At 69.5% G+C, this 2504-nt stretch carries 4 protein-coding genes; all 4 read left to right on the forward strand.

Annotated features, from left to right (window positions below; all coding sequences use genetic code 11):
* Nucleotides 1-232, forward strand: a 232-nt coding sequence (locus NA3_RS37955) for a hypothetical protein (protein WP_167355100.1), incomplete at its 5' end; no start/stop codon positions are given.
* Nucleotides 233-556: 324 nt separating this feature from the next.
* Complete coding sequence (locus NA3_RS35120; protein WP_062969217.1) at nucleotides 557-1171, forward strand: hypothetical protein; 615 nt, start codon at nucleotides 557-559, stop codon at nucleotides 1169-1171.
* Nucleotides 1172-1242: 71 nt separating this feature from the next.
* Nucleotides 1243-2196 carry a hypothetical protein gene (locus NA3_RS35125; RefSeq protein ID WP_062969219.1) on the forward strand — a complete coding sequence of 318 codons (954 nt, stop codon included), beginning with the start codon at nucleotides 1243-1245 and terminating at the stop codon, nucleotides 2194-2196.
* A gap of 63 nt (nucleotides 2197-2259) precedes the next feature.
* Nucleotides 2260-2504 (forward strand): hypothetical protein (locus tag NA3_RS35130; protein WP_157126653.1); only part of this gene is annotated, 245 nt, incomplete at its 3' end.

Consider the following 2504-nt stretch of genomic DNA (forward strand, 5'->3'; position numbering starts at 1 on the left):
ACCACCCGACCAAATCCTCGACGTCCTTCGAAAAGAACTCGTACACAACAGTATTCCCGCCGCCGAGGGCGCCGACCGGCATCTGGAAGCCGACGTGGTCGCGTCGGCCGGGGAAGGCATCGAATTAGCGGTGGCCGCGACCGGAATAGGCAGCAGCGGCCATCACGACCTGGTACCGGATCTCGCCCCGGCGCCGCGCCAGCCCAGCCTCGGAGTCGAGGTCGAGCCATGACCGGGACACAACACCCTGTCGGCACGAGTGGTCGGCGTCCGGTGGCGCCGAACGCGGCGCAGAAGGCACTGCTGCGGCGGTTGAGTGCGGTGGTAGCCGACACGCGCGCGCTGCTCGATGCCGCCCGCAACCACTGGGAGGCAGGAGTTTTGGCGGAACCCTCTTGGTTCGCTCGCTTGGATGCGCTGATGGCGCGCGGCGCCGCGCTGGCGGAGCTGGGCCACGCCGGTGGAATCCCGCAGCGGTGGATCGATCTCGCCCGCCTCCAGGGCGAGCGCGGCACGGGGATGGCGCACGCCGCAACGATGGCCCGTCCCGCAACCCGTGCAACTCGACCGCCTCATCGACGACCTCGCCGCCGAAGCCCGCGACCTCAGCGACGTCATGGCCGTCCACGCCGCCTACCGCGCTCGCGCCCGCAGCAACGAACCCGACTCGCAGCGCACACGCATCGAAGCCACCGCAGCGGTGCGCCACGAGCGCCTGACCTCGATCGCGGCGCTGTTGGATCTGATCGGACCCGAACGCGACCGGATCAGGCCGGCCCCGGATCCGATCTGGGCCCGCGCGCTGGCGGCCACGGTGCGAGACCGCGATCCCGATCTGCTGGCACAGCAATGGCGCGTCCACGCCGAACATGAACCCACATCGGTGGCTGCCTACCGGTTGCTGACCGACTACGGCGACATCGACTTCCTCCCTGATTCCGCCATCGCGCCGATCCCCGCGGTGATGGTCGAACACATCGCCGCAGCCCTGCGACTGCCACCCGGCCTGGCCGCTCACGACCTGCAGCTGGGCGCAGCCACCGACAGCGCGGTGATCGCCGCGTTAGGCGAGCCCCGGTGCTTCGAGTTCCCCGCCCCAACACCCGGTGACGAGCAGCACGCCGGCGCCGGCCCGGCACTCATACATCGCGACAGCGGCCCCAGCCCGTAACGGCGGGCACACGCCCTCGACCCGCTGATTATCCGGCGGCAGGGCGCCGAACCCGAGACCAGGAGAAAAGGATGACGACTCCCGAACCGACACCCGACCCAGCCCGCATCGCGGAGCAGACGTCGACCAGCTCGCCGGGCAGCGACCGTGTCCGGGGTCCGAACGCCGCCCAGGCTGCGCTGCTGCGGCGGTTGCGGGACATCGCCGACGGGCTGGCCCGGATGCAGGAAACGGGTCGTCTCGGCGGCGAATTCGGCCACTTTCCCTCCGAATTGTGGCGCGACTACCTCGATGACTTGCACGACCGTGCCGACGCACTCACCGAGCTCGGGCGCGCCGGCGGCATCCCGTCACCGTGGCTCGACTACGCCCGGGGGCACACCGCCAGCGTGCAGGTGCCCGAGCGTTGGCCGGGCACAGATGTGCGGGCGCGCGCCGAACTGATCGCCGCGGTGGGCGAGCAGACGCGGGAGCTGGGGCACCTCGCGGCCGTGCATGCCGCCTACCGGTCGCGAGTCGCCACCGGACCCGAACGAGACCAGGACGCTTTCGCCGAAATGCTGGGCCAGCGATGGGACCGCATCGCCACGGTGGCGGCTCTGCTGAAACCGGTCGGCGCGGAACGCGAACAGATATGGCCCGACATCGAAAGTCCCACACGGCTGGCCGCTTTCGCACAGCCAATACGTGACATCGGTCCTGCCGAGTTGGCGCGGCGATGGCATTCCATCCGGTCGACGCCGGATGCCGCGGTGTCCGCGCATGCGGCGCTGGCCGACTACGGCGACTTGACCTGGGACCCGGATCGCGAACTGATGCCCCCGCCACAATCACTGATCGCCCAAATCAGCGCCGTGCTGCATCCCGGCCGCAGCGTCGACAAGACGGTCGGTGCTGGCGCCGCGATCGACGCCGATATCGCCGCTGCACTGCCTGATGCGCCCCGCGAATTTCTGCCGGAGATCCCGACACCGGACCCGAACCAGGCTGTTGCACCCGCGCGCGACACCGGACCCGAACCGTGACATGACGCCTCGACTGTCGAGAACAGTAGCAGCGCAAAACAATTCGAATCCAGGAGCCCGCAGATGACTGAACCGCAATCACCGCCTGTGCAGCGAAGACCGGTGTGGCAGCAGAGGCTGCTCGACCGGATCCAAGACTTGTCCGACGACCGAGGCCGGCTGCTGCGCGCAGGCTACGAGACTCCACCGGGGGCCGGGGAATCGTCCATGCTGGCCTGGCGCACACACCTGCTGCAGTTGGCAGCCGACCGCGCCGAAGTCGAAACCCACGCTCACGCGATCGGCATCCCCGACACCGCGATCGCCGC

The sequence above is a fragment of the Nocardia africana NBRC 100379 genome (assembly GCF_001612635.1).
Taxonomy (GTDB): Bacteria; Actinomycetota; Actinomycetes; order Mycobacteriales; family Mycobacteriaceae; genus Nocardia; species Nocardia africana.

Coding starts and splice junctions, on each gene's coding strand:
- NA3_RS35125 (WP_062969219.1), top strand. CDS start 1,243: ATGACGACTCCCGAACCGACACCCGACCCAGCCCGCATCGCGGAGCAG.